At 70.7% G+C, this 24,385-nt stretch carries 24 protein-coding genes; 9 read left to right on the top strand and 15 right to left on the bottom strand.

Going from position 1 to position 24,385, the window contains the following annotated elements:
- Positions 1 to 48 precede the first annotated feature (48 nt).
- Positions 49 to 1,002, top strand: a complete 954-nt coding sequence (locus HQ603_RS01460) for an AraC family transcriptional regulator (RefSeq protein ID WP_222682605.1) — start codon at positions 49 to 51, stop codon at positions 1,000 to 1,002.
- Here HQ603_RS01460 and HQ603_RS01455 read toward each other — a convergent pair.
- The 6 genes from HQ603_RS01455 to HQ603_RS01430 are packed head-to-tail and all read right to left on the bottom strand — an operon-like array spanning position 999 to position 7,618.
- Positions 999 to 1,397: an acyl-CoA thioesterase gene (locus HQ603_RS01455; RefSeq protein WP_211266819.1), complete on the bottom strand. Its 399-nt coding sequence runs from the start codon at positions 1,395 to 1,397 to the stop codon at positions 999 to 1,001. The genes HQ603_RS01460 and HQ603_RS01455 overlap by 4 nt on opposite strands.
- Positions 1,398 to 1,406: 9 nt before the next feature.
- On the bottom strand, positions 1,407 to 3,803 hold the full coding sequence (locus HQ603_RS01450) for a bifunctional salicylyl-CoA 5-hydroxylase/oxidoreductase (RefSeq protein WP_222676569.1): 2,397 nt from the start codon (positions 3,801 to 3,803) through the stop codon (positions 1,407 to 1,409).
- Positions 3,800 to 5,494, bottom strand: coding sequence for an AMP-binding protein (locus tag HQ603_RS01445; RefSeq protein WP_222682604.1), 1,695 nt, complete (start codon positions 5,492 to 5,494; stop codon positions 3,800 to 3,802). Before HQ603_RS01445 ends, HQ603_RS01450 begins: the two co-directional genes overlap by 4 nt.
- Complete coding sequence (locus HQ603_RS01440; RefSeq protein WP_308115869.1) at positions 5,491 to 6,453, bottom strand: acyl-CoA thioesterase; 963 nt, start codon at positions 6,451 to 6,453, stop codon at positions 5,491 to 5,493. Before HQ603_RS01440 ends, HQ603_RS01445 begins: the two co-directional genes overlap by 4 nt.
- Complete coding sequence (locus HQ603_RS01435; RefSeq protein ID WP_222676567.1) at positions 6,450 to 6,932, bottom strand: cupin domain-containing protein; 483 nt, start codon at positions 6,930 to 6,932, stop codon at positions 6,450 to 6,452. The genes HQ603_RS01440 and HQ603_RS01435 overlap by 4 nt, the downstream gene beginning before the upstream one ends.
- Entirely contained in the window at positions 6,929 to 7,618 is a 690-nt protein-coding gene (locus HQ603_RS01430; protein WP_222682603.1) for a fumarylacetoacetate hydrolase family protein, read from the bottom strand. The genes HQ603_RS01435 and HQ603_RS01430 overlap by 4 nt, the downstream gene beginning before the upstream one ends.
- 120 nt (positions 7,619 to 7,738) lie before the next feature.
- On the opposite strand from HQ603_RS01430, the gene HQ603_RS01425 reads away from it, so the two are divergent.
- Positions 7,739 to 8,158 carry a RidA family protein gene (locus HQ603_RS01425; protein ID WP_222682602.1) on the top strand — a complete coding sequence of 140 codons (420 nt, stop codon included), beginning with the start codon at positions 7,739 to 7,741 and terminating at the stop codon, positions 8,156 to 8,158.
- 3 nt (positions 8,159 to 8,161) lie between these two features.
- On the opposite strand, the gene HQ603_RS01420 is transcribed toward HQ603_RS01425, so the two are convergent.
- Positions 8,162 to 9,064 carry a PaaX family transcriptional regulator gene (locus HQ603_RS01420; protein WP_222682601.1) on the bottom strand — a complete coding sequence of 301 codons (903 nt, stop codon included), beginning with the start codon at positions 9,062 to 9,064 and terminating at the stop codon, positions 8,162 to 8,164.
- A gap of 45 nt (positions 9,065 to 9,109) precedes the next feature.
- On the opposite strand from HQ603_RS01420, the gene HQ603_RS01415 reads away from it, so the two are divergent.
- On the top strand, positions 9,110 to 10,999 hold the full coding sequence (locus tag HQ603_RS01415; RefSeq protein ID WP_222682600.1) for an acetate--CoA ligase: 1,890 nt from the start codon (positions 9,110 to 9,112) through the stop codon (positions 10,997 to 10,999).
- 51 nt (positions 11,000 to 11,050) lie between these two features.
- Here HQ603_RS01415 and HQ603_RS01410 read toward each other — a convergent pair whose 3' ends face one another.
- Positions 11,051 to 12,394 (bottom strand): cryptochrome/photolyase family protein, encoded by a 1,344-nt coding sequence (locus tag HQ603_RS01410; RefSeq protein WP_222682599.1) that lies wholly within the window; start codon positions 12,392 to 12,394, stop codon positions 11,051 to 11,053.
- A gap of 53 nt (positions 12,395 to 12,447) precedes the next feature.
- Between HQ603_RS01410 and HQ603_RS01405 the strand changes: the two genes are divergently transcribed.
- The gene (locus tag HQ603_RS01405) at positions 12,448 to 13,143 is read left to right on the top strand and encodes a response regulator transcription factor (RefSeq protein ID WP_222682598.1); all 696 of its coding nucleotides are present in this window, start codon (positions 12,448 to 12,450) and stop codon (positions 13,141 to 13,143) included.
- Positions 13,140 to 14,477: a sensor histidine kinase gene (locus HQ603_RS01400; protein WP_222682597.1), complete on the top strand. Its 1,338-nt coding sequence runs from the start codon at positions 13,140 to 13,142 to the stop codon at positions 14,475 to 14,477. Before HQ603_RS01405 ends, HQ603_RS01400 begins: the two co-directional genes overlap by 4 nt.
- On the opposite strand, the gene HQ603_RS01395 is transcribed toward HQ603_RS01400, so the two are convergent.
- Both HQ603_RS01395 and HQ603_RS01390 read right to left on the bottom strand, forming a co-directional pair.
- The gene (locus HQ603_RS01395; RefSeq protein WP_222682596.1) at positions 14,455 to 14,811 is read right to left on the bottom strand and encodes an FKBP-type peptidyl-prolyl cis-trans isomerase; all 357 of its coding nucleotides are present in this window, start codon (positions 14,809 to 14,811) and stop codon (positions 14,455 to 14,457) included. The genes HQ603_RS01400 and HQ603_RS01395 overlap by 23 nt on opposite strands.
- Positions 14,812 to 14,892: 81 nt before the next feature.
- Complete coding sequence (locus HQ603_RS01390; RefSeq protein WP_222682595.1) at positions 14,893 to 15,582, bottom strand: DUF2848 domain-containing protein; 690 nt, start codon at positions 15,580 to 15,582, stop codon at positions 14,893 to 14,895.
- A gap of 134 nt (positions 15,583 to 15,716) precedes the next feature.
- On the opposite strand from HQ603_RS01390, the gene HQ603_RS01385 reads away from it, so the two are divergent.
- Entirely contained in the window at positions 15,717 to 17,072 is a 1,356-nt protein-coding gene (locus HQ603_RS01385; protein WP_222682594.1) for an MFS transporter, read from the top strand.
- On the opposite strand, the gene HQ603_RS01380 is transcribed toward HQ603_RS01385, so the two are convergent.
- Positions 17,044 to 17,685: a GntR family transcriptional regulator gene (locus tag HQ603_RS01380; RefSeq protein ID WP_068151051.1), complete on the bottom strand. Its 642-nt coding sequence runs from the start codon at positions 17,683 to 17,685 to the stop codon at positions 17,044 to 17,046. The two genes, HQ603_RS01385 and HQ603_RS01380, sit on opposite strands and share 29 nt — an antisense overlap.
- Before the next feature lie 59 nt (positions 17,686 to 17,744).
- Between HQ603_RS01380 and HQ603_RS01375 the strand changes: the two genes are divergently transcribed.
- Positions 17,745 to 18,560, top strand: a complete 816-nt coding sequence (locus tag HQ603_RS01375) for a carbon-nitrogen hydrolase family protein (RefSeq protein WP_222682593.1) — start codon at positions 17,745 to 17,747, stop codon at positions 18,558 to 18,560.
- Between the two features lie 66 nt (positions 18,561 to 18,626).
- Here HQ603_RS01375 and HQ603_RS01370 read toward each other — a convergent pair whose 3' ends face one another.
- From HQ603_RS01370 to HQ603_RS01360, 3 genes are read right to left on the bottom strand one after another with little or no spacing between them, the layout of a single operon-like run.
- Positions 18,627 to 19,937: a citrate synthase gene (locus tag HQ603_RS01370; protein ID WP_222682592.1), complete on the bottom strand. Its 1,311-nt coding sequence runs from the start codon at positions 19,935 to 19,937 to the stop codon at positions 18,627 to 18,629.
- A 55-nt stretch (positions 19,938 to 19,992) separates the two neighbouring features.
- Positions 19,993 to 20,913, bottom strand: a complete 921-nt coding sequence (locus HQ603_RS01365) for a carbohydrate kinase family protein (protein ID WP_222682591.1) — start codon at positions 20,911 to 20,913, stop codon at positions 19,993 to 19,995.
- Positions 20,910 to 21,854, bottom strand: coding sequence for an aldose 1-epimerase family protein (locus tag HQ603_RS01360; RefSeq protein WP_222682590.1), 945 nt, complete (start codon positions 21,852 to 21,854; stop codon positions 20,910 to 20,912). Before HQ603_RS01360 ends, HQ603_RS01365 begins: the two co-directional genes overlap by 4 nt.
- Positions 21,855 to 21,886: 32 nt before the next feature.
- Between HQ603_RS01360 and HQ603_RS01355 the strand changes: the two genes are divergently transcribed.
- On the top strand, positions 21,887 to 22,645 hold the full coding sequence (locus HQ603_RS01355) for a CPBP family intramembrane glutamic endopeptidase (RefSeq protein ID WP_371830949.1): 759 nt from the start codon (positions 21,887 to 21,889) through the stop codon (positions 22,643 to 22,645).
- 16 nt (positions 22,646 to 22,661) lie between these two features.
- Here the strand turns inward: HQ603_RS01355 and HQ603_RS01350 are convergent, their stop codons facing one another.
- Entirely contained in the window at positions 22,662 to 23,354 is a 693-nt protein-coding gene (locus HQ603_RS01350; protein WP_222682589.1) for a TetR/AcrR family transcriptional regulator, read from the bottom strand.
- 102 nt (positions 23,355 to 23,456) lie between these two features.
- Here HQ603_RS01350 and HQ603_RS01345 point away from each other — a divergent pair, with 102 nt between their 5' ends.
- Complete coding sequence (locus tag HQ603_RS01345; protein ID WP_222682588.1) at positions 23,457 to 24,371, top strand: NAD-dependent epimerase/dehydratase family protein; 915 nt, start codon at positions 23,457 to 23,459, stop codon at positions 24,369 to 24,371.
- The last annotated feature ends 14 nt before the right edge of the window (positions 24,372 to 24,385 follow it).

The raw sequence follows: 24,385 nt of genomic DNA, 5'->3' as shown, positions 1-24,385 counted from the left end.
CGTAGTTGGTATGATGGGGGTCACACTCGAGCGACTCGAGGGAGGCCCATGTCCACGCTGTTGCGTCGCCACCCGGTGCTGACCACGTCCGACCTGGACGAGGCCCGCACCTCGGTCGGCGAAACGTTCTGTCCGCACGGTCTCACCGTCACCGACCGACGCGGCGCCTTGTCACTCGTGCACAACGCCGCGTCGGTCGGCTCCATCGGGATCAACTACCTCCGCTACGGCGAGGAAGTGCGCATCACCCCGGGCACGTTCGGATCGTTCTATCTGGTCCAGATCCCGCTCAGCGGTCGCGCTCGGGTCCGTGTCGGCGACACCGAGGTGGTGTCGGACCGGCGGTTCGCGTCCCTCCCCTCGCCCACCCTGCCCGTCGACATGGTGTGGTCCGCCGACTGCGAGCAACTGCTGGTCCACATTCCGCGCGACGCCGTGCAGTTCGCGGCCGACACCGACGAACCGGTGGTCTTCCACCCGCTGGTGGATCTGGCCGCGCCGACGGTGGCGAGTTGGATGCGGTTGGTGCGCTACGCCTGCGACGAGGTGGACAGCGACTCCGGCCTGTTGCACTCACCCCTCGCCGCGCGGCACTTCGAACAGGTCGTGATCGGCGGGCTGCTGGCCGCCCAGCCCAACAGCAGTGCCCACGGGCCGCGGCCGGACGAGACCGTGGTCACCTCCCGCTCGGTCCGGCACGCCCTGGCCCTCATCGAGGAGCATCCCGAGAAGTCCTGGCGCGTGGCGGATCTCGCGGCCGAGGCCGGGGTGAGCGCCCGCACGCTCCAGGCGTCGTTCCACCGTGAGCGCGGCACCACCCCGCTCGAGGAACTGCGTCGCGTCCGGCTGAACCGGGCCCACCACGACCTCGTCGCCGGCGGTCCCGGCGCCGAGAGCGTCACCGAGGTCGCGGCCCGCTGGGGCTTCTTCCACCTCGGCCGGTTCTCGCAGGCCTACCGTGCCGAGTTCGGCGAGAGCCCGTCGCGCACCCTGGCGAGCTAGCCCCGGAAGCGATCCACCCACTCGGACGGCCAGTCACGCGCCTGTCCGGTCGCGCGATCGATGTGCACCACGACGTAGGAGCCGCGCGCGGCCACCACGGCGTCGCGGCCGTCGAACGCCTCGCCCCGCACCGTGAACTCGAAGCGCAGGGACGACGAGCCGACGCGGGCGACGGAGAGCTCGGTGGTCACCTCCTGGCCGAAGTACAACGGAGCGAGGAAGTCCACCTCGTAGCGCACGCGCGGTACCCGAGGGAAATACACCGAGCCGAGGCCCCACTCGCGAACGAGTGCGGCCTCGGCGGATTCGACGAATCGAACGACGGTGCTGTTGTGGTAGATCCCGGCGGCGTCGGTGTCCATCCACTCGACGCGGGACCGGTAGGAGAAGGTCACCGGACGTTCCTACCCGACGGGGACGGCCGTTCGCTCCTCGGCCACCGTGCGATTCGGGGTCCACCGCACGTGCGTCGTGTCCTCGCCACCGTCGCGCAGCAGCGACAGACGCGGCGGCACCTTGTCGGTGCGGGAGGTCGGCGGCCGGCGACGCCCGGCCTTCCAGGGCAGCGGCCACGACGCCCCCGCCCCCGTCCACTCCTGTTCGGCCGCCGCGTGCAGGGTCCAGTTGGGGTCGTAGAGATGCGTGCGGCCCAGGGCGCAGAAGTCGGCGCGACCCGCCAGGAGGATGGAATTGACGTCGTCGTACGACGAGATCGCCCCCACGGCGATCACCGCCACCCCGGCCTGCGCGGCCACCTCGTGACGGATCCGATCCGCGAACGGCGTCTGGTACGACCGCCCGAACGCCGGCGTCTCGTCCTTGGTCACCTGCCCGGTGGAGACGTCGATCGCGGCCGCGCCGTGCTCGACGAACGCGCGCGCGATCTCCACGGCGTCGGTGACGGTGTTGCCGTCCGGCGCCCAGTCCGTCGCGGACACGCGCACCGTCACCGGGATCGACGACGGAACGGCGGCGCGCACGGCGTCGAACACCTCGAGCGGGAACCGGAGACGATTCTCGAGCGATCCGCCGTAGGAGTCGGTGCGGTGGTTGGCGATCGGCGAGAGGAACGACGACAGCAGGTACCCGTGCGCCGCATGGACCTCGATCAGATCGAAGCCGGCCGCGACGGCCCGCTCGGCCGTGGCGACGAAGTCCCGCACCACCGCGTCCAGATCGTCGCGCGTCGCCTCCCGTGGCACGTGGCATCCGTCGCCGTACGGCAGGGCGGACGGGCCGATCACCTCCCAGTTGTCCTCCTCGAGCGGCTGATCGATGCCGTCCCACATGAGCTTGGTCGAGCCCTTGCGGCCCGAATGTCCGATCTGCACACCGATCTTCGCCGCACTGTTCTCGTGAACGAACCGCGTCACCCGCGCCCACGCATCCCGCTGCTCGTCGGTCCAGAGCCCGGGGCATCCGGGGGTGATCCGCCCCTCCGGCGAGACGCAGGTCATCTCCGTCATCACCAGCCCCGCGCCGCCGAGCGCCTTCGAGCCCAGGTGCACCATGTGGAAGTCGGACGGCACTCCGTCCGTCGCGACGTACATGTCCATGGGCGAGAGCACGATCCGGTTCACCAGCTCGAGCTCGCCGATCCGGCCGGGGACGAACATGGCGGGCGGCGCGGACTCGACTCGGTTCGCGGCCGCGAACCGCGACTGCACCAGCGCCGCGAACTCCTCGTCCCGCTCGCGCAGGTTGTCGAACGTGATGCGCCGCGAGCGCGTCAGCAGATTGAACACGAACTCCGTGTCCGCCTGATCGCCGTACAGGCCGATGTTCTCGAACCATTCGAGCGACGCCTGCGCCGCGCGCTGCGTGCTCTCGACGACCGGCTTGCGCTCCTCCTGGTACGCGGCGAGGGCGGTCTCGATGTCCGCGTGCTCGTGGACGCACGCCGCCAGGGCGAGGGCGTCCTCCATGGCCAGCTTCGTTCCGGAGCCGATGGAGAAGTGGGCGGTGTGAGCAGCGTCGCCGAGCAGGACGACGTTGCCGTCGAACCACCGCTCGTTGCGCACGGTGTGGAAGTTCAGCCACTTCGAGTTGTTGGTGAGGATCTCGTGCCCGTCCAACGTGTCGGCGAAGATCTCGCGGATACGCTCGACCGCGTACTCGTCGGAGACCCCTGGCGGGAAGTGCTCGTGCTCGGTGCGATCCAGACCCGCACGGCGCCAGACGTCGTCGTGCATCTCGACGATGAACGTGGAGCCCTGGTCGGAGTACGGGTACCCGTGGATCTGCATGGTGCCGAACTCGGTGTGGGCGACGATGAACTGGAACGCCTCGAACACCTTGTCGGTGCCGAACCAGATGTACTTGTTGTTCCGGCGATCGAGGGTGGGCCGGAAGACGTCCTCGTAGCGCGTCCGAACCGCGGAATTAAGGCCGTCCGAGGCGATCACCAGGTCGTAGGTGCGCCGCAGCGTGTCCGGATCGGGCGCTTCCGTCGAGTACTGCACCTGCACACCGAGATCGGCGACCCGGCGCTGGAGCACCTTCAGCAGCTCCTTGCGGCTCATCGCCGCGAAGCCCTGACCGCCGACGGTGTAGGACCGGCCGTCGACCTCGACGTCGATGTCGGTCCACCGGGCGAAGAGACGCTCCATCTCGTCGTGCACCACCGGGTCCGCGCCCTCGATGCTGCCGAGCGTCTCGTCGGAGAACACCACACCGAACCCGAACGTGTCGTCGGGGGCGTTGCGCTCCCAGACGTCGATGCGGTGAGTGGGGTCGAGCTGCTTGGCGAGGGCGGCGAAGTAGAGCCCGCCGGGTCCTCCACCCACGATGGCGATCCTCATGACCGTGCCTCCTGATCCGCCGGCGTCTCGAAGGACTGCCGGAGCTTGAAGTGTTGGAGTTTGCCGCTCGAGTTCCGCGGCAGGGTGTCGACGAAGCGAATGCGGCGCGGGTACTTGTACGGCGCCAGTTCGGCTTTCACGTGATCCTGGATGGACCGCACCGTCTCGTCGGTCGCGGGCACACCGTCGCGGAGCACGACGAACGCACTGACGATGGATCCGCGGTCCGGGTCCGGTTCGGCGACCACGGCCGCGTCGAGCACCGCGGAGTGGCTGTCGATGCAGGCCTCCACCTCGGGCGCCCCGATGTTGTAGCCGGACGAGACGATCATCGAATCGGTTCGGGCACAGTAGAAGTAGTACCCGTCCTCGTCTCGGTAGAACGTGTCACCGGTGATGTTCCACCCGTTCTCGACGCGCTCGAACTGACGCTCGTCGGCCAGGTACCGGCACCCGACGGGACCGATGACCGCGAGCCGGCCGGGCGTTCCGTCCGGCACGGGCTCACCGTCGTCGCCCAGAATTGCGGCGCGGTACCCGGGCAGCGGCCTGCCGGTCGAGCCGGGTCGGGGTGCATCCGCCGCCGCCGTCGTCAGGAAGATGTGCAGCAGCTCGGTGGCCCCGATGCCGTCGATCACCTCGAGGCCGATCTCGTCGCGAATGCGCGTCCACACCCCGGTGGGGATGTGCTCGCCGGCACTGACCGCGACGCGCAGGCCCGCCAGGCGACGAAGCTTGTCGGCCTTGATGATCTGCCGGTACGCGGTGGGCGCGGTGGCCAGCACGGTGACCTTCTCCGACTCCACCAGGTCGGCGAGTGCCGGCGGGGTGACGGCGTCGGTCAGCAGCGCGCACGCTCCGGCGCGCAACGGGAAGACCACCAACATGCCGAGTCCGAAGGTGAACGCGAACGGCGCGGTGCAGGCCACCACGTCGTCACTGCGCAGGCGCAGGCCGGCCGCGCCGAACGTGGCGTCGATGGCCAGCACGTCGCGATGGAAGTGCATGCAGAACTTGGGCGTTCCGGTGCTGCCGGAGGTCGGGGCGAGCAGGGCGACGTCGTCCGCCGCCGTCTCGACCGGCACGAAGTCGGTGGGCTTGCCCGCGGCCCGCGACACGAGATCGTCCTCGCCGGCGCCGCCGACCGGGACCACCACCAGATCGGCAGCACCCTCGTCGCGCACGGTCCATACGTCGTCGATCACGCGGTGGTCCACGAGCGCCACGGACGGACGGGTCTTCGCGACGATCGGTGCGAGCTCGCGGGCCCGCAGCGCGCTCATGACGACGACGGCGATGCCGCCCGCTTCGAGCACCGCCAGCCAACACGCCACGGCCAGAGGGGTGTTCGGCGATCGGAGAAGAACGCGGTTCCCGGGCTGCAGGTGCAGGTCCTCGGTCAGCACCCGGGCGATCCGGTGGGTGTGGTCACGCAGGTCCCCGAGCGTCCACGCGATGCCGTCGGGAGTCCGCAGCGCCGGGTGGTCCTCGCCGAACCGGTCCACGGCGCGCTCGAGGAGCTCCGCACCGGCGTTGAGCCGGTCGGGGAACTGCAGCTCGGGCGTGGTGAACTCGAGCGTCGGCCACAGCTCGGCGGGAGGCAGGTTGTCGCGGGCGAAGGTGTCGACGTACGCGCTCGGCGAGAGCGAGTCGGGACCGGTCGGTGCCGGCGCTGTGGTCTCCGTGCTCATGTCACGGCTCCTTGTCGAGTCGGGTCGATCATGCCTTCCTGGACGACGGTGGCCAGGTGAATTCCGTCGGGAGTGAAGAATCGGCCCAGTCCCACACCGCGACCGGCGTCGGCGGACAGGGCCTCCTGGGTGTAGAGCAGCCACCCGTCCAGGACACCGGGGGCGGGAGCACGGTGGAACCACATGGCGTGGTCGAGGCTGGCGGTGACCAGACCCGGTTCGGCCCACGGGTGACCCAGGGCGCGCAGGACCGGCTCGAGAATCGTGTAGTCGCAGGCATAGGCGAGAGCGGCCAGATCCCGCTGCGCGTCGGTCAGTCCCGACACCGGACGCAGTGCGTCGAACGGGCGGATCCACAACGCCTGCTGCGGGTCTCGGCCCCCCTCGACGTCGAGGTAGATCGGTCCGGGGACGTGGCGCATGTCGACGCCGCGCCCGGCGCTCCAGTACTGCTTGCTCACCTCGGTCATCGTCGCGTCGTCGGTGACGGGGCGGTCCGCGAGATACTGCGCGGACGACGGGAGCTCGTCGGGTGCCGGGAGGTCCGCGGGGGCGACGCTCGCCGTCGACCCGCTCTCGCCGCCGGCCGCGAACGAGGTCAGCGCCAGGTACGCCGTCTTGCCGTTCTGCAGCGCGCGCACCTGACGCGTCGCGAATCGTCGTCCGTCGCGGACGATCTCGACGTCGTAGTGCACCGGAGCGCCGATGTCGACCGGGCGCAGGAAGTACGAGTGCATGGAGTGCACGGTCTTGCCGTCCGTGACCGACCGCATCGCGGCGGCGGCCGCCGCGGCCACCATGTCCCCGCCGTACGCCTTGGGCCAGGGGCACGGCTGCGTCACCGCGGTGAAGGCCAGATCCGCCGCGACCGGGTCCGCCGGCGTGAGCGTGATCGCGTCGGTGACGACGGCGGAGGTCGGGGTGGTCCCTGTGACGGCCGGTCCGCTCACGGTGGTCACGGCCGGTCCAGCCAATTCGGCAGCGACTCGTCGGCGACCGCGGGAAGGTTCACCACGATGTTGTCGGGGGTGCGAGTGGTGAGCCAGTGCAGCGGCTCGGTGCGCGAGAGGTTGCACTCGATGTGGGGCATGAACGGCGGCACGAAGACCCAGTCGCCCTCGTCCATGTCGATGTAGTCCTGGTAGTCCTCGCCGAAGTAGATGCGGGCGCGGCCGGAGAGGACGTAGCCGCCGGTCTCGGCCTCACCGTGGTGATGGGCGAGGGAACGGTAGCCCGGCTCGTTGCTGACCTTGCCGTACCAGATCTTGGTGGCGGGGGTGTGCTGCGGTCCGACGCCGGAGACGCGCGTCGCGCCCTCGGTCTGACCGGTGCGGCCGTCCTCCTCACCGGCGCGGGTGACCACGGGGATCACGCGTCCGCCCTCGCTCGCGTACTGCGAGTTGTCGCCCTCGAGGACGTACTCGGTCTGTGCGGTCATGACTGATCTCCTTCTGTCGGCAGGTTCTTCGGGGTGGTGATGGCGCGAACGACGTTGCGCAGCAGGCCGATACCGTCGATCTCCGTCTCGAGGACGTCGCCGTCGGCGAGGTAGCGGGCCGGATCGCGGGACATGCCCACGCCGCCCGGTGTCCCGGTGAGGATCAGGTCCCCCGGCCGCAGCGTGGTGAAGGTCGAGACGTAGGACAGGAGGTCGGCACTGTCGAACACGAGGGTTTTCGTCGAATCCCGTTGCACCTCCTCGCCGTTGACCCGGCAGGTGATGGTCAGGCCGGCGGCCGGATCGACCTCGTCGGGAGTGGCGACGACGGGCCCGACCGGCGTCGTCGCATCCCACGCCTTGCCCTGGAACCACTGCAGGGTGCGGCGCTGCCAGTCGCGCATCGAGATGTCGTTGGCCACGGCGTATCCCAGGATCGCGGCCTCGGCCTCGGCGCGGGACGCGTGCCGGATCGGTCGACCCACCACCACGGCGAGCTCGGCCTCCCAGTCCACCAGCGCGTCGTCGGGCACCACGATGTCGTCCGTCGGGCCGATCAGTGTGTCGGCGAACTTGGCGAACAGGGTGGGGTACTGCGGGCGCTCGCGTCCGGTCTCGGTGATGTGGTCGCCGTAGTTCAGTCCGCAGCAGATCACCTTGGCGGGTGTCGGTACCGGCAGCGTCATGACGTCTCCCGATCGATGGGGTCGCGGCGGTTCATGTAGCGAGTTTTGCACGACCGTCGCTAGTACGCAATAGATCGGTTAAGCTCGATCCGAACTCACCCACCGAGACGAAGGACCGCCATGACGCACCTGCCCGTGAACCCCGCCGCGCTCCCCACCCCCAGCGGCTACTCGCACGGCACCCTCGCCGGCAACACCCTCTACCTGGGCGGACAGACGGCGCTGGACAAGGACATGCGCATCGTCCCCGGCGGCATCGTCGAGCAGTTCCGGCAGGCGTTCGGCAACGTCCTCACCACCCTCGCCGAGGCGGGCGGACAGCCCGAGGACCTCGTGAGCATCACGATCTTCCTCACCGACATCCCCGACTACCAGGCCCACGGACGGGAGATCGGGCGCGTGTGGCGCGAGCTCGCCGGCCCCGTCTACCCCGCGATGGCGGGCATCGGAACCACCGGGCTGTGGCAGCCCGAGGCGCTCATCGAGATCATGGGCACCGCCGTCGTTCCCGACGAGCGGTTGCAGCGTCCGGCTGCCTAGCCGTCAGCGCGGCGTCGGAGCCTCGTCCACGTAGGCATGCGCCGGCTTCTCCAGCAGTTCCCGGACCGCGCCGAAGAGATCGCGCGCCGCGACCCCCGGCCACGACTCGGGCAGCAGACTCGCGGGCAGGCCCGGGTCGCGGTAGGGCAGTCGTCGCCACGCGGTGAGCACGCGGACGTAGTCGGCGAAGGCCCCGGCGGGATCGGCCGACGGATCCGCCGCCCGCCACCGATCGACCAGCGGCTCGACGCGCACGACGAACCGCTCGTACGACGACGCGAGCTCGTCGAGGTTCCACCACTGCCCGACACGGTCGGCGACGTCGCCCGAGATCAGTCTGCTGCCCGCGAAGACGTCCGCGTACCCGTCCAGGCCGGCGCGCGCGAGAACGACGCGGGCGTCCTCCGCGAGATGCGCGGGCGCAACCCACACCCCGGAGGTGACGTTGCCGAAACCCATGCCGGACAGCCGAGTTCGGAGTGCATGCCGGTTCTTGCGTTCGCTCTCGGGCACCGAGAACACGACCATGACCCACTCCTCCCCCGTCTCGGGGGGCGGCGAGAAGATCCGGCGATCACCGAGGGCGAGGATCTCGCGTGCGACGTCCGACAGCGCGTAGCCGGCGGTGGTGCCCCGCTTCTCCGCCACGAGGATGCCGCGTCGCTTCAACCGGGAGACGGCCGAGCGGACCGCCTGGGCGTCGACCCCCAGCGGTTCGAGCAGCCGGATCAGCGTGCCGACACCCACCCAGCCGCCGAACTCGCGGACGTAGAGGCCGAACACGGTGACGATGAGCGACCGCGGCGGCGCCCCGTCCCCGGTGTCGGCGACGTCGGCGGTGTCCGCGGCGAGGTCGTCGGCGGCGGCGCGGTCGGCCTCCGCTGCGCTCTCTCGGCCACCGGTCATTCGAACATCGAACCACGCGCTCCCACGGCGTTTACAGTCGGAGCCATGACCGATTCGGGTGCCTACCGCCGGGCGTACGACGCCGCCGCCACCGATCCGGACGCGTTCTGGCTGGACGCCGCGCGGGCCGTCGACTGGACCGTTCCGCCCACCCGTGCCCTGGATTCGTCGAGGCCGCCCTTCTACCGCTGGTTCCCGGACGGCGAGCTCAACACCTGCGTCAACGCCCTCGACCGCCACGTCGCGAGCGGGGCCGGTGACCGCGTCGCCCTCATCCACGATTCGGCGATGACCGGCACCCGGGCGTCGTACACCTACGCCGAGTTGCTGGACCTCGTCGCCCGCTTCGCCGGCGTGCTGCGCGAACACGGGGTGGGCACCGGCGACCGCGTGGTGATCTACCTGCCGATGATTCCGGAGGCGGTGATCGCCATGCTGGCCTGCGCACGCCTCGGCGCCGTGCACTCCGTGGTCTTCGGCGGATTCGCCGCCAAGGAACTAGCCGCCCGGCTCGACGACGCCGCCCCGGTCGCCGTCGTCACCGCCACCGGCGGTCTCGAACCGGGCCGCACCGTCGACTACGTCGAGCCGGTCCGCACCGCCCTGGCACTGTCCACGGCCTCGCCGTCGGCGGTGATCGTCAAGCGTCGCACCGAGATTCCCGCCGAGGTGCCGGCCGACTGGGTGGACTTCGACGACGCCCTGGCCGCTGCGTCGCCCGCCGATCCGGTCGCCGTGGCGGCCACCGATCCGCTCTACGTGCTCTACACCTCCGGCACCACGGGCAAGCCGAAGGGCGTCGTGCGGGACAACGGTGGCCACGCCGTGGCCCTGACGTGGTCGATGCGGGCGATCTACGACATCGGCCCGGGGCAGGTCATGTGGACCGCGAGCGACGTCGGGTGGGTCGTCGGCCACAGCTACATCGTCTACGGTCCGTTGTTCGCCGGCGCCACGACGGTGCTGTACGAGGGCAAACCCGTCGGCACTCCCGATGCGGGCGCGTTCTGGCGGGTGATCGCCGATCACGATGTGCGCGTGCTGTTCACGGCTCCGACCGCGCTGCGGGCGATCCGCAAGGTCGACCCCGATGCCGCATTGCTCGCGTCCTACGACACCAGCGGGCTCGACGCCCTCTTCGTCGCCGGCGAGCGCCTCGACCCGGACACCTTCGCGTGGGCGTCGCGGGTGCTGGACCGACCCGTCGTCGATCACTGGTGGCAGACCGAGACCGGGTGGCCCATCTGCGCCAATCTGCGTGGCCTCGAACCGATGCCGATCAAGGCCGGCTCCCCCACCGTCCCGGTGCCGGGTTTCCGGGTCGCCGTGGTCGACGCCTCGGGTGGCCCCGTGCCCGCCGGGACCGAGGGGTCCATCGTGGTCGAACTTCCCCTGCCGCCCGGCACGCTCACCGGGCTGTGGAACGACGAGACGCGCTACGTCGAGTCGTACCTCTCGGCGTTCGACGGGTACTACCTCACCGGCGATTCCGGCCTGATCGACGAGGACGGGTACCTGACCGTCCTCGGCCGGACCGACGACGTCATCAACGTGGCCGGGCACCGATTGTCCACGGGCAGTATCGAAGCCGTCGTCGCCACGCATCCGGCCGTCGCGGAGTGCGCGGTGATCGGCGTGCACGACGAGACCAAGGGACAGAAGCCGTCGGCGTACGTCGTGCTCAAGGCGGGCGCCGACATCACCGAGGACCAGCTGCGGACCGACCTGATCGCGGCCGTCCGCGCGGACATCGGCGCCGTCGCCTCGTTCAAGGACGTCACCGTGGTGGCCGCGCTGCCGAAGACGCGCTCGGGGAAGATCCTGCGCAAGACCATGCGGCAGATGGCCGACGGCGCGGAGGTGGTGGTGCCGTCGACCATCGAGGACGCCTCCGTGCTCGACGCCCTCGCCGAGGCGTTCCGCGGGCGAGTGTGAATCCTGTGCAGTTGTCCACCCTCAGCGTGGACTACTGCACCCGATTCGCTTCTACTCCTTGATGGCCGCGAACCGCCGCAGCGCCTCCTCGCGCTCGTGCTTGTGGTCCACGATCGGCTCCGGGTAGTCCTCCGGCCGACCGTCCTTCAGGGCGTGGACCGCCTTGCCCTCGACGCCGCGCAGTTCAGGCACCCAGCGGCGCACGTAGTCGCCCTGCGGGTCGAACTTCTCGCCCTGCGTGGTGGGGTTGAAGACGCGGAAGTACGGCGAGGCGTCGGTGCCCGTGCCCGCCGTCCACTGCCACCCGTGCTGGTTGCTCGCGATGTCGCCGTCCATGAGGTGCTGCAGGAAGAACCGCGCCCCCCGCCACCACGGCAGGTGCAGGTCCTTGACCAGGAACGACGCGACGATCATGCGAACGCGGTTGTGCATCCAGTTCTCCGACACCAGCTGGCGCATCCCGGCGTCGACGATCGGGTAGCCGGTACGTCCCTCGCACCAGGCGTCGAACAGCTCGTCGGCGTGCTTGCCGGAGTCCAGTTCGATCCTGTCGAACCGCTTGTCGTAGTTCTCGCGGGCGCTGTCGGGGCGCTGGTACAGCACGTCGGCGTAGAAGTCGCGGAAGCACAGCTCGCGCCGATACGGTTCGGCCGCTTTGCCTTTCAGGTCCGCGAGCAGCGTCCGCGGATGGATCATGCCGTACTTGAGGTAGACCGACATGCGGCTGGTGCTGTCGAGATCGGGCCGGTTGCGCTCGTCGCCGTAGCCGCTCGCCCGATCGTCGACGAAGTCCTTCCACGCCGTCAGCGCTTCCTTCTCGCCGATCTCGGCGTCGACGTGGTGCTTCTCGCTCGGAACCGTCACGCGGCGAGGCCCACCCGAGACGTCGCCCGGGTCGATCCACGACGCGCTCGACGCCGACGTGTCCGCCGGATCCCGCCACCCGTGCTCCTGCCACCGCCGGTAGAACGGCGTGAACACCTTGAAGGGGTCGCCGTCGTCCTTGGTGATGCGCCCCGGCGACACGGTGTACGGGGAGCCGGTGAAGACCAGGTCCACCCTCTCCCCCACCTGCTCGTCCCGCCGTCGTCCGTACGGTCCGAAGTCCTCGCTCGCGTGCACGGCCTCGGCCCCGACCGCCGTCGCGACCTTCGGGACCGCCGTCACCGGGTCGCCCTTCACCACCAGCAACCGGCCGTCCAACGCCTCGTCGAGCGACGCGAGGGCCCGGTAGAGCACGTCGCGCCGCGCAGCGCCGGCGGGATTCAGCAGCGCCGGGTCGAGCACGAACAGCGCCAGGACGTCGCCCCCGGCCTCCGCGGCGTGCGCGAGAGCCGGGTGATCGCCCAGCCGGAGGTCGCGGCGGAACCACAGGACGGTGGGCGCAGTGCTCATGATCGGAGTTCGTACCCGAAAACCCCGCGCGACGAACACGGCAGAATGGCCCCGTGCCCGATTCCGCCACCGTCCTCGTCGTCGACGACGACGCCGACGTCCTCGCCTCCCTCGAACGCGGACTCCGCCTGAGCGGATTCACGGTGATCACTGCCCCGGACGGCGCCGTGGCGCTCGACCTGGTCGACGCGCGTCGTCCCGACGTGGTGGTGCTGGACATGAACATGCCCGTCCTCGACGGCAGTGGCGTCGTCTCCGCGTTGCGTGCCCGCGGCAACGACGTGCCCGTCTGCGTGCTCAGCGCCCGCAGTTCGGTGGACGACCGCATCGCCGGCCTCGAGGCCGGGGCCGACGACTACCTGACCAAACCGTTCGTCCTCGCCGAGCTCGTCGCCCGCATCAACGCGATGCTGCGACGACGCACCACGGCGGCCGACGGGCCGAACGACGCCGTCGTCGTCGGGCCGCTCACGGTGGACGAGCCGGGCCATCGAGCGACCATCGCGGGGCGCCCCCTCGACCTGACCAAGCGGGAGTTCGAACTGCTCGCCGTGCTGGCCCGCAATCACGGCGTGGTCCTCAGCCGCGAGCGGTTGCTGGAACTCGTGTGGGGTTACGACTTCGTCGCCGACACCAACGTCGTCGACGTCTTCGTCGGCTACCTGCGCCGGAAGATGGAGGCGGACGGCACGCCGCGCGTCCTGCACACGGTCCGCGGCGTGGGGTTCGTGCTGCGGCCCGGAGCATGAGGCGCGCGTTCTCGCTGCGCGCCCGCGTGGCGGCGGCGACCGCCCTCGGGGCGATCATCATCGTCTCGCTCATCGGCTGGTACGTGGCCGCGGCGATCTCCCGCAACAACGTGCTCCAGCTGGACCGTCGGCTGGAGCTGGCGTCCGACGTCGTCGTGCCGCGGGCGCAGACGTTCGAGATGTTCCTCGGCTTCCTCGGCGAGTCCGAGGCGTTCGGCATCACCATCCGGCAGAACGGCACGGTCCGGGCCAGCACGCAACCGGAGCTGCCGGCGCTCGGGCCCGGATCGACGACGGTCGACGTCGACGGGGTTCCGTTCCGCGTCTACACCGCCGACGTCCCCACCCGCGCGGGCGCGACGGTCTCGATCGCGGTGCCGCTGTCGGAGGCCCAGGACATCACGGACGACCAGCAGTGGCAGGTGCTGCGGGCCGGCGTGCTCGCCGTCGGTGCGTCGACGGTGCTGGGCTGGTTGCTCGGTGGCCGCGCGGTGCGGCCGCTGATGCGGCTGACCCGCGACGTCGCCCGGGAACCACCCGTCCCGCCGCGGCGGTCCACGGGTGTGCGCGAGGCGGACGAGCTCGCCGCCGCGGTCGCGGACATGCTGCAACGCGTCGAGGACGCCCGCGCGCGGACGGAGAGCGCGCTCGAGACGGCGCGCGACTTCGCGGCGGTGTCGGCGCACGAGCTCCGCACCCCGCTGACGGCGATGCGCACCGACATCGAGGTGCTGCGCACGTTGGACCTCTCCGACGAGCAACGACGGGAGATTCTGACCGACCTGCAACGCACCCAGGGACGGGTGGAGACGACGCTCGGCGCGCTGGAGAAGCTCGCCTCCGGTGAGTTGACGACGGCCGCCGAACGCGTCCCGATGGACGCCGTGGACGTGGCGGATCTGGTGGCCCGCGACGCGGTGCGGTCGGTGCCGGGCGTGACCGTGCGGGTGGAGGCGGCGGAACCCGTTCCGCTGCACGGGCATCCGGCCGGTCTGCGGCTGGCATTGGACAACGCCGTGCGCAACGCGGCCCGGCACGGCCGGGCGAGCACGGTGGTGATCGGGGTGGAGCGCACGCCGGTCGGTGGTCGCATCGTGGTCGACGACGACGGGACGGGCATCCCGGAAGCGGAGCGGGAGCGTGTGTTCGGCCGCTTCGAACGCGGCACGGGGGCAGCGCCGGGTGGCTCGGGGTTGGGGTTGGCCCTGGTGGCCCAGCAGGCCCACCTCCACGGCGGCAGTGCGCGGGTGGAGGCGAGCCCGCTGGGCGGGGCACGCGTGGTGCTCGAGGTCGGCGAGGACCCCGGGTCGATCAGGCGTTCAGGAGATCGATGACGAAGACGAGCGTCTTGCCGGACAGCCGGTGGCCGGCACCGGCGGGGCCGTAGGCGAGCTCCGGCGGGATGGTCAGACGACGACGCCCGCCGACCTTCATGCCGGGAATGCCGTCCTGCCAGCCCTGGATCAGACCGCGCAGCGGGAAGGTGATGGACTCGCCGCGGTTCCAGGACGAGTCGAATTCCTCGCCGGTGTCGAACTCGACGCCCACGTAGTGGACCTCGACGGTGCCGCCGGGCTTCGCTTCCGCGCCCTCCCCGACGGTGATGTCCTCGACCACGAGATCGGTGGGCGGCGGGCCGGGCTGGAACTCGATCTCGGGCTTGGTCACGACATTCTCCTCGTCTGACCGGGCGGGCGCCCGATCGCGAACTGCGGTTTCTCGTACCGAATCACCCTAACGCGGTTGTCGTCAGCCCATCGGCGACGGCATGCGTTCGACCGTGTAGCTGCAGGTCACGCGGCGATCGAGGACCGGGTCGTGCAGCTCCACACGCCACGACGAGGCGAACTGCTCGACCCCCGGTGCCATCTGCACTGTGCCGGACAGCAGCACCGTGCCCGCGCGGAACAGGTCCCGCTCGGCCAGCGCGTCCAACCAGTGGTCGGGCGTCAGCAGGTCCGCGAGCGACGCGTCCTGGATGAGGACGTCGTCGGCCCACGCGCGCAGCGCGATGCGGTCGAGGTGGTCCGCCACCTCGGTGAGTTTCCACGCGGCGGACCCGAGGACGTCGGGCGAGGCGTTCTTGCTCCACGCCACCCCGTGGACCTCGAGCTCGCGGTCGGTGTGATCGCACGCGACGGTCAGCAGGACGTCGTCCCGCGTGTCGCCGGCGACGATCAGCGCCCACTCCGCCTCGCCGGACGTGCGGCCGTGCTGGACCGCCACCGACGACGTCTGTTGCGCCAGGTAGGGCGAGACGGGGTAGAGCGCGGGCGTGGTGGTGGGGGCCGGGACGCCGAGCTCCGCCAGTTCGGCGATGTGGGCGGCCACTTCCTCCTGGTTGCGGCCGGCGTATCCCGCGTTGAGCAGGGTGTGCACCACGACGTCGCGGGTACTGCCGTCGGGCAGATCGAAGGTGAGGGTGGTGGCGTCGGTCATGAGCGGTCTCCGTCTCGGGGGGTCTGTGGGACCCGGGGGTCCGTGAAAACTCTGTGTTTCGTCTGCGCCAGGGGCTTGCGCATACGTTCTGTATACAGCAAGTATATGACCTACGACACCCCGAAAGGAATCCCATGGACGCCACCACACACGACGGAAGGCAGGCAGGGCGGCCCGACCGCAAGTCCCTGACCAAGGCTTTCGCGGCCAGCCTGACCGGCACGGCCCTCGAGTGGTACGACTTCGCGGTCTACTCGGCCTCCGCCGCGCTGATCTTCCCGATCATCTTCTTCCCGGAGTCCGACCCGCTCACCGGAACCCTGCTCGCGTTCTCCACCTACGCCGTCGGCTACGTCGCGCGCCCCATCGGCGGGTTCGTGTTCGGCCGACTCGGCGACGTCATCGGACGCAAACAGCTGCTGGTGATCACCCTGCTGCTCATCGGCGTCACAACGTTCCTCATCGGACTCCTGCCCGGCTACGCGACCATCGGCGTCGCCGCGCCGATCATCCTGGTGCTGTTGCGCTTCGCCCAGGGTGTCGCCGTCGGCGGCGAGTGGGGCGGTGCGGTCCTGCTCTCCAGCGAGTACGGCAACCCCCGACGTCGCGGATTCTGGTCCTCGGCCGCGCAGATCGGCCCGCCCGCCGGCAACCTCATGGCCAACGGTGCGCTCGCCGGGCTCACGTTCGCCCTCACCGAGGAGCAGTTCGAGTCCTGGGGTTGGCGCGTGGCGTTCCTGTTCTCCGCCGTGCTGGTCGGCTTCGGTCTCTGGATCCGTCTGAAGCTCGAGGACACCCCCGTCTTCAAGGCCATCCAGGAGAGCGGCGACCGACCCGAGGCGCCGATCACCGAGGTGTTCCGCACCCAGACGCGGCCGCTGATCGCGGCGATCCTTTCCCGCATCGCGCCCGACGTGATCTACGCCCTCTTCACCGTCTTCTCCATCACGTACGGCGTGTCCAAGCTCGGGTTCGTCCGTAGCGAGGTGCTCACCGCCATCCTCATCGGATCCGCGTTCCAGCTCGTCACCATTCCGCTGGCCGGGGCCGTGAGCGACCTCGTCAACCGCCGCCTGGTCTACGCCGTGGCGGCCGTCGGCGGCGTGGTCTGGGTCGCCGTGTTCTTCCTGCTCATCGGCGGCAGCTCGTTCGGCATGCTCGTGCTCGGCGTCGTGGTGGGGCTGACGTTCCACTCGTTCATGTACGGCCCGCAGGCGGCCTTCGTCACCGAGCAGTTCTCGCTGCGCCTGCGCTCGACGGGTGCGTCCCTGGCGTACACCATCGCCGGCGTCTTCGGCGGCGCCATCGCCCCGCTGATGTTCACTTACCTGCTGGACCGCTTCGACAGCTGGGTCCCGGTGTTCTCCTACATCGTGGTGACCGGCGTGCTCACCGTGCTGGGCCTGATCCTCGGACGCGGGCCCGACCCCGCCGAGGAGGAGCAGTACGTCGCGCGGAACCTCACCCCCGCAACAGAATCCGCGTCGTGACCGTCAGGTGTGCATCGATTGCCTCCGCGGTCCGCGCGGCGTCGCCGGCGCGCAGAGCGTCGACGATGGCGCGGTGCTCGGTGCACACCTGATGCTTGCGGTCCGGAGCGCCGAACAAGGCGGACAGACCGGCCCGCAGCTGCCGCGCTCGCAGCCCGGCGTAGGTGTGGGAGAGCAGTTCGCTGCCCGCCGCGTCGATGAGGTGTTGGTGGAACGCGCCGTCGAGGGCGATGAACGTGCGGGCGTGATCCTCGGCGGCGCCCTCGCTCAGCGCCTCCTGCTGATCGAGGGTGTCCGACATCCGGTCCACGGGGACGGTTCCCGCCGTCAGGCAGAGGTCCGCGGCATGCCGCTCGAGCACGCCGCGCAGGTCCATCAGCTCCCCGATCTGGCGGCCGGACATCGGCGGCACGTAGGCCCCGCGGCCACGGACCATCTCGATCAGACCTTCGGACACGAGCAGCAGGAGCGCCTCGCGCACCGGGGTCCGCGAGACGCCGATCTGCGACGCGAGTTCACCCTCGTTGAGGAACGTCCCGGTCGCGGCCGGCGACGACAGCACCTGGTCGCGCAGGTAGGCGTACGCGCGCTCGCGGCCCGACAATTCGTGCATACAGTATGTATACCTGGCGATCGGTCACCGATCGTCCTCGCTCGAGTCAGGAGTGTTCCATGAAGATCCGCCTCGCCCAGGTCACCACCTCGCGTGACCCGCAGGAGAACCTCGACATCGTGCGCGACGCGGTCCGCAGCGCGGCCGACGCCGGCGCCCGACTCTGCGTGCTCCCCGAGGCCACCATGCGTCGCTTCGGCGGGTCCGTCGTCGACGTCGCCGAACCCCTCGACGGCCCGTGGGCGAGCGCGGTGCGCGCCATGGCCGACGACGCCGGCATCACCGTGGTGGCGGGCATGTTCACCCCCGCCGCCGGTGGTTCCGGTGAGTCGGGTGCCGCCGAGCGGGTGCGCAACACCCTGCTGATCACCGGCGGCGGCGTCGAGGCGTCGTACGACAAGATCCATCTCTTCGACGCCTTCGGATTCGCCGAATCCGACACCGTCGCACCGGGATCGGACCCCGTGGTGGTCGACGTCGACGGCGTCGGCGTCGGATTCGCGACGTGCTACGACATCCGCTTCCCGGGCCTCTTCCAGACGCTCGCCGACCGCGGCGCGCAGCTGATCGTCGTCCCGGCGTCGTGGGGACGCGGGCCAGGCAAGGTCGACCAGTGGACGTTGCTCGCCCGCGCCCGCGCGCTGGACTCGACGACGTTCGTCGCCGCCTGCGGCCAGGCCGACCCCGCGGCGTCGGGCATCGAGATCAGCGGGACCGCCCCCGTCGGGATCGGGCATTCGATGGTGGTCTCCCCCACCGGGGACGTCCTCGACAGCCTCGGCGACGCGCCGGGCGAGTTGACCCTCGACCTCGATGTCACCGAGCTCGACAGCGTGCGTCGGACCCTCCCGGTCCTGGCGAACCGCGTCTTCTGACCCACCGCACACGACAACGGGGGCACCGGCCGAAGCCGGTGCCCCCGTCGTCGTTCGTGCGTGGTGTCAGCTACGCCCGTCGATGCCCTCGTAGGCACGCTCGGTGTAGCCGGTGTAGATCTGACGCGGACGGCCGATCTTGCCGTTCGGATCCTGGTGCATCTCCTGCCAATGCGCGATCCAGCCGGGCAGGCGACCGAGCGCGAACAGCACCGTGAACATGCGCTCCGGGAAGCCCATGGCCCGGTAGATGAGGCCGGTGTAGAAGTCGACGTTCGGGTACAGCTTGCGCTCGACGAAGTAGTCGTCGTTCAGCGCGACCTCCTCGAGCTTCATCGCGATCTCGAGCAGTTCGTCGCCCGTGCCGAGCTTCTCGAGGATCGAGTGCGCGGTCTTGCGGACGATGGCCGCACGCGGGTCGTAGTTCTTGTAGACGCGGTGCCCGAAGCCCATGAGCTTGACACCGTCCTCCTTGTTCTTGACCCGCTTGAGGAAGTCGGCGCTGTCGCCGCCCTCGCCCTGGATGCGGTAGAGCATCTCGAGCACGGCCTGGTTGGCGCCGCCGTGCAGCGGACCCCACAGCGCGTTGATGCCGCCCGAGATGGACGTGAACAGGTTGGCGTCCGAGGACCCCACCAGGCGCACCGTCGACGTCGAACAGTTCTGCTCGTGGTCGGCGTGCAGGATCAGCAGCATGTCGAGGGCCTTGACCAGCTCGGGGTCGGCCTCGTACGGCTCGGCCGGGAAGCCGAACGTCATGCGCAGGAAGTTCTCGACGTAGCTCTTCGAGTTGTCCGGGTACAGGAACGGCTGGCCCACCGACTTCTTGTACGCGTACGCCGCGATGGTCGGCAGCTTGGCCAGCAGGCGGATCGTCGAGAGCTCGACCTGCTCGGGGTCGTCCGGGTCCAACGAATCCTGGTAGTACGCGGACAGAGCGTTGACCGCCGAGGACACCACGGGCATCGGGTGCGCGTTGCGCGGGAAGCCGTCGAAGAACCGCTTGAGGTCCTCGTGCAGCAGCGTGTGCCGACGGATGCGGTCGGTGAACGCGTCCAGCTGCTCGGTGGTGGGGAGCTCGCCGTAGATCAGCAGGTAACTGACCTCGATGAACGAGGACTTCTCCGCCAGCTGCTCGATGGGGTATCCGCGGTAGCGCAGGATGCCCTCGGCCCCGTCGATGTAGGTGATCGCCGACTTGGTGGACGCGGTGTTGACGAACCCGCCGTCCAACGTCGTGTATCCCGTGTTCGCGAGCAGCTTGCCCAGCTCGATACCGTCGTTGCCTTCGGTGGCTCGCGCGATGGTCATCTCGTGTTCGCCACCGGGGTAGATCAGCTTGGCGGTGGCGGCGTTGTCGGCATTCTCAGCGGGCACGAAGGGTCCCTCTCGAGCTCGGTGGTAACGGAACTTGTGGTGTCGGAGATAAAACCTAGCCGTCGGTGACCTCGGACGCCCACGGAGGGTCCGCCCCCGGCCGCGAAACGGTGATCGCGGCGGCCCGGACGGCGAACTCCGCGGCCCGTCGCCACGCGTCGTCGTCCAGCGCGCGCAGCGCATCCGGACCGTCGACGCCGAGCGCGGTGAGGTGGTGCAGGAACGCCCCGTGCACCGTGTCGCCGGCGCCGATGGTGTCGGCGACCTCCACGGCCACCCCCGCCACCGACACCTCGCCGCGCGCGGTCACCACGGTGATGCCGTCGCCGCCGCGGGTGACCACCACGGCGGTGACCCCCGCCGCCAGCCAGTCCGCCGGCGTCGTGCCGGACGGGCCCTCCGCGAGCCACGCCGCGTCCTCCACCGACACCTTGAGCACGTCCACCGACGGCAACCACCCGCGGAACCGCAACCGGTACCCGTCGCCGTCGGTCATCGCGGCCGGCCGGATGTTGGGATCGAGCATGGTCACGACGCCGTCGTCGTGCAGGCGGGCGAGCAGCGCGGCGTAGACCGACGCGCCGGGCTCGTAGAGCAGGGACAACGTCCCGAACGACGCCGCGGTCACCGACTCCGGAATCGTCGCGGGATCCTCGACGAGTCGATCCGCCGTGCCCTCCGCGTAGAACGAGTACTCGGCCGAGCCGTCGGCGGCCAGGGTGGTCAGTGCCAGCGTCGTGAGTTCCGGTCCGCGCTGGAGGACGTCGAGACCGACGTGCGACGCCTCGAGCCAGGCGACGAGGTCCCGCCCGAACGGGTCGGTGGAGATGCGCGAGAGGAACTGCACGTCGGATCCGAGGCGGCCGAGGGCGACCGCGACGTTGAACGGTCCGCCGCCGAGCCGCGGCGCGAGCGTCGGCCCGCCGTCCTGCGGCACGAGGTCGACCAGGGCCTCGCCGCACACCAGGATCGTCACGAGGCGCTCCCGACCGCGTCGGTGGCGACGGCGAGCCCCCACGTGCCCGTCCACGTCTCCCCCGGCGCGAGGACGACGAGGTCGATCCGCGAGTTCAGGGCGTCGGGCGGGCACGTCATGGGCTCGATCGCCAGCGCCCGGCCGCGATCCGGATACGCCTGATCGTGCGCCGGGTCGGCCGTGAACACCTGCACCCACGGGAACCGCGCGTCGGTCCACACGACGGTGGCCGGACCGTCGGGCGGCGTGAGGTACTGGCGCGACCGGCCGTCGGCGTCGGGAACGAGCGCGCTGAACGGGGTGTCGAGCCACACCCCCGCGAGCGCGCGCGGCGCGGCGAAGTCGGCGTCGGTGCCCGTCACGGGGACCGGACCGCCCGCCGGCAGGTTGCGGTCCGGATCGAGCGGCAGACGCACGCCCGCCGACAGCTGCAGCGTGCACTCGTCGAGCGGCGCGTCCCCGGCCCGCGCGAAGGCGTGGACGCCGAGGCCGAACGGCGCCTCGGTGTCGCCGAGGTTGGTCGCGGTGTGCGTGACGGTCAGCCCGTCGTCGGCGAGAGCGTGACGGACCGTCAGGCGCAGCGGGAACGGCCAGCCCGGCTCACCGCCCACCTCGATGGCATGCGTGACGGACGACGCGGTGCGCTCGACGACGTCCCAGTCCCGGCGGCGGACCAGACCGTGACTGGCGTTGTTCCGGGCCGGCTCGGTGATCTCGAGGCGGTGCGTCGCGCCGCCGAAGACGAACTCGCCGTCACGCGTGCGGTTGGGCCACGGCGCGAGGACCAGACCGGCCGAGAGCGGCGGCTTCTCCCCCGCGGGCCAGGTCTCCGTCAACGCCCGCCCCGACCGCTCGAGCAGGCGCAACCCCGCTCCCCGCCGCGCGACGTCGGCGCGGTACTCGCCGTGGGCCAACGCAGTGGTCGCGTCCTCCGGTGCCATGGCAGCACGCTACCGCGATCGCTACAGTCGACGTGGTGTCCACTGCTCTTCCCGCTTCCGTTCCGGTCGAGTCCCCGGCCGTGCGTCCGCGGTGGTTCGACCGCACCGTCGTCGACATCGTCGTCGTCGTGGCCGCGCTGGTCGTCTTCAACCTCACCGCCCACTTCGCTCCCACCCCCGTCGCCGTCGCGGCCGTGCCGGTGGGTGCGCTGTTGCTCGTCGCGTTCGCCCGCGCCCGCGGCGTCCAGTGGGCCGACCTCGGACTGAGCAACCTCGGTCGCGGTGCCCGCCACGGCGCCGCGGCCGCCGCCGTGACGCTGGCCGTCGTCGCGATCGCCGCGTCGATACCCCTCACGCAGAGCGCCTTCCTCAACGAGCGCTACGGCGTCAACGTCGGTGCCACCCTGGTGGCCGCGCTGGTCATCATCCCCCTGCAGACCGTGATTCCCGAGGAACTCGCCTTTCGCGGCGTCCTGCACGCGAAACTGTCCCGCCGCTTCGGTTTTCGCGGTGTGGCGATCATCGGTTCCCTGCTGTTCGGACTCTGGCACGTCGCGTCGTCGCTCGGTCTGACGGTGGGCAACGACGGGTTCTCCGCCGTCCTCGGCACCGGGCTCTTCGGTCAGATCGTCGGGGTCTGCGGCGCCGTCGCCGGCACCACCGTCGCCGGCTTCGTGTTCACCTGGCTGCGCCATCGTGGACGCAGCGTGCTCGCGCCCATCGGTCTGCACTGGGCGCTCAACGGCGCCGGCGCGCTCGCGGCGCTCACCGTGTGGCAGATGACGCACTGACCCCTCGCACCGCCGATCATCCGCGGCCCAGGTCCAGCCGATCCGCGAGGTCCTCGACGACCCGGTCGAGGTAGCGGTCGGTGTCCGCCGTGACACCCACCAGGTGGCCGAACCGCTCGAACGAGACGGCGCCGAACACCGTGATCCAGGCGCTCAGCGTGCGCTCGACGAGGTCGTCGTCCAGGACCGCCGCGCCCGCGTCGCCGACGGTGTCGCGGACGAACGCCCGCACGGGCTCGTACAGCGCGGTGCGCCGGCCCTCCGCGGCCCGGGACCGAGTCAGCCGGTCCGCCACGACGATGCGCACCAGCACCGCGGTGGGCCGCGTCGCCGGGCCGACGGTGTCCCGCGGGGCGACGTAGCCGGGGACGGGTGAGCCGTAGAGCAGGGCGTACTCGTGCGGGTGCGCGGCCGACCAGTCCCGGATCGCCGCGCAGGCCGCTTGCCACCGCGTCCGGGGGGATTCCTCCGGGCGGTCCGCGGCTTCGACGGCGGCACCCAGCTCGTCGTAGCACTGGACGATCAACGCCGTGAGCAGGTCGTCGCGGCTCGCCACGTAGCGATAGACCGCCGACGAGACCTTGCCGATGTCCCGCGCCACCGCCCGCAGCGAGAGTGCCGCCGGGCCCACCTCGGCCAGCTGGCGACGGGCCGACGCCAGGATCTCGGCGGTCAGCTCGTCGCGGGCCTTCTCCCGTGCCGTGGTCATGGGTCGACCCTAACCGAGAGCACTGCTCTTGACATTCGAGAGCGGTGCTCTCATTGTGGTGTGCGAGAGCACTGCTCTCCTTTCCCAAAACAGGAGCTCGCCATGTCCGATCGTCACGTCGTCATCGGGGCCGGTCCCGTCGGCACCCACCTCGCCCGCCTGCTCGTCGCGCGCGGATCCGAGGTGGTCCTCGTCAGCCGCCGCGGAGTCGGCGTCCCCGGCGCCACCGCCACGGCCCTCGACGCCGCCGACACCGACGGCCTCACCGCCCTCACCGACGGCGCCGTCGCCCTGTACAACTGCGTCAACCCCGCCGACTACACGCAGTGGCAGACGGTCTGGCCGCCGATCGCCCGGTCGCTCCGGACGGTCGCCGAGCGCACCGGCGCCGTCCTCACCGTCACCGGCTGCCTCTACCCCTACGGCCCGGTGCCCGACGGCGTCATGCGCGAGGGCATGCCGGACGCCGCCACCGACGCCAAAGGCGTTCTGCGCGCGCAGATGTGGGCCGAGCTCGCCGACGCGCACCGGGCCGGGACGCTCCGCGCCGTCGAGGTCCGCGCGTCGGACTACGTCGGCACCGGTGTCGGCGCCAACGGCCACGTGACGCGGGTCCTGCCCGCCGCCCGCGCCGGGAAGACGGCATGGGTGATCGACGCCGCCGACGTGCCGCACTCCTTCACCGACGTCCTCGACGAAGCCCGCGCCCTGATCGCCGCCGTCGACGCCCCGTCGACCTGGGGGCAGGTGTGGCACGCCCCCACCAACCCGCCCGTGACGTTGCGGCGCGCGATCGGCGACGCCCTCGCGGCGGCCGGACTCCCGCCGGTGCCGGTGCGCGTGATCCCGCGCGTCGTCACGCGGGCCGGCGGGCTCGTCGTCCCGATGATGCGGGAGCTGAACGCGCTGTCCTACCAGCGCACGCGGCACTACGAGATCGACTCGACCCGGTCGCAGGCGACGCTCGGGCTCGCCCCGACGCCCTGGGAGGAGGTGTGCCGCCGGACGGGCCTCTGATCGACGGGCCGCTG

The organism is Rhodococcoides corynebacterioides (genome assembly GCF_019834675.1).
Lineage (GTDB): Bacteria > Actinomycetota > Actinomycetes > Mycobacteriales > Mycobacteriaceae > Rhodococcoides > Rhodococcoides corynebacterioides_A.
The sequence above is the reverse complement of the archived record's forward strand: the minus strand, read 5'-3'. Positions and strand labels throughout refer to the sequence as shown.